This window comes from Sphingomonas sp. (genome assembly GCF_040398505.1).
GTDB lineage: Bacteria > Pseudomonadota > Alphaproteobacteria > Sphingomonadales > Sphingomonadaceae > Sphingomonas.
The window spans coordinates 1-1,790 of the sequence record NZ_JBBATX010000082.1; the positions used below are offsets into that span (position 1 = coordinate 1).

At 69.4% G+C, this 1,790-nt stretch carries 2 protein-coding genes; both read right to left on the reverse strand.

The genetic code is table 11. From position 1 onward, the window contains the following. Positions 1-975 (reverse strand): lysylphosphatidylglycerol synthase domain-containing protein, encoded by a 975-nt coding sequence (locus ABWP09_RS10605; RefSeq protein ID WP_353205113.1) that lies wholly within the window; start codon positions 973-975, stop codon positions 1-3. Then, a partial coding sequence (gene hpnK / locus ABWP09_RS10610; RefSeq protein ID WP_353205114.1) for a hopanoid biosynthesis-associated protein HpnK occupies positions 972-1,790 on the reverse strand: 819 nt, incomplete at its 5' end. The genes hpnK and ABWP09_RS10605, both read right to left, overlap by 4 nt.

Here is a 1,790-nt window from a genome sequence, read left to right on the forward strand (position 1 = left end):
CTAAGCCACCACCCGCCGCGCTTCGCCAACTTGCCACGCCAGTAACGCCGGCACCGCGATGATCACGTCGCGCGCACGTTTGAGCAGCGACAGCGCCAGCGCGGTCGCAGGCGGCATCCCGACGAGCGGGCCGATCAGGACATAGGCCGCTTCCTGCACGCCGATCGCGCCGGGGATGGCGAAGGCGACGCTGCGCAGCGTGAAGATCAGCGCCTCGATCATCAACACCGCCCACAGCGGCGTGCCGACGCCCATGAAGCGCAGCGCAATCCACGCCCCCGCCGCGCTGGCCAGCCAGGCGGCGAGGTTGAACAGGAAGGCGGCGATCACGCGTTTCGGCTCGCGGTAGATCAGATCGAGCTGATCGCGGATCGCATCGGTCATCGCGACCGAACCGGGCAAGATGCGGCTCCCAAGCTTCCCCGCCAGCGCCAGCACCGGTTTTTGCGCGAAGACGAACAGCGCCATCAGCGCGACCATCGCCGCCACGCCGCCAAGCGCGAGCGGGACGAGGCCCTGCTGCACCGACTGATCGGTCAGCACCATCAGCAGCACCGCGACCCCCGCCAGCGTGAACAGCAATTGCGCCGCCATTTCGGTGGTGAGGTCGGCGATCATCGACGCGTAGATCACCGGCTGCGGCACGCCGAAGGCCGCCAGCGTCCGCGCGCCGACGACGAGGCCGCCGAGCTGCGAGAAGGGCAGGATATCGGTCGCCGCTTCGCGGGTGGTGCGCGCCCAGACGAACAGCGGCGCCCGGTGGGTGGGCTGGCCCGGCGCGACCGAGACCCACGCCAGCCCAAGCAATCCCAGCACGCCGCCCGACCAAAGAACGAAGCTCGCCATGCCGATCCAACCGATCGTCGCCATTGCGGTGGTAACCTGGCGCAGCCCGACGCTACCAACGGTTGCGGCGGCGACGGCGAGGCCGATCACGGTCGCGAGCAGCAGCCCGATGTGCGCCGAGCGGTTCACAGATCGGCGAAGCGCGCGAGCGTGATGCCGTGTTCCGCCACGATCGCGCGCGCGCCGGGATCGGTCAGCGCGGCGAGCTCGGCCTCATATTGGTAGCCCGGTGCCGAGAGCGGATAGGGGCCGGTCGCGGGGTGGAGGTAGATTTCGCTCACCCCCTCGGGCAGCGTTTCGAGAATGCCGCGCAGGCGTTCCGCGTGCATTGCGCCCGACCAGGCAAGGCCGAAGGTGCGATCGGGTACTTTCACCCCGGCGGCGCGGGCCGTGCGCTGGACACGGCGCGCGAAGGGCTTGGCGATGTCGAAGCCACTGACCGGCTCGGCGAGGAGTGCGCGCTGCTCGACCGGCGCGCGCAGCGCTTTCATGCCGTGGCGCAAGCCCACCTTGATCAGGATCGCGGCGATCACCGGGTGCAGATGCATGTGCTTATGCGTGTTGACGTGATCGAGCGGCAGGCCGGTCGCGGCGAAGAGCGCGAATTGCGCTTCGATTTCTGCTTCGAGCTGACGCCGCACCGCTGGCCGCGCGACGAGCGCGAGCGCGACGGGGAGCGATTCGATGCGGAACGCGCCGGTCTCGTCGACCAGATCGGGGATCTGCGATGGGGGCAGGGCGGGCGGGGTTTCGGCCAGCGCAACATGCAGCCCGATGCCAAGCGTGGAGTTGGCGCGGGCGCGCGCCACCGCATCCGCCCCGGCCGCGCCCGTCACCATCAGGCTGGTGACGGTGAGGATGCCCTCGCGGTGCGCCTGTTCGACCGCTTCGTTGACTTCGCGCGAGACGCCGAAATCGTCAGCGGTGATGATCGCGGTTTTCAT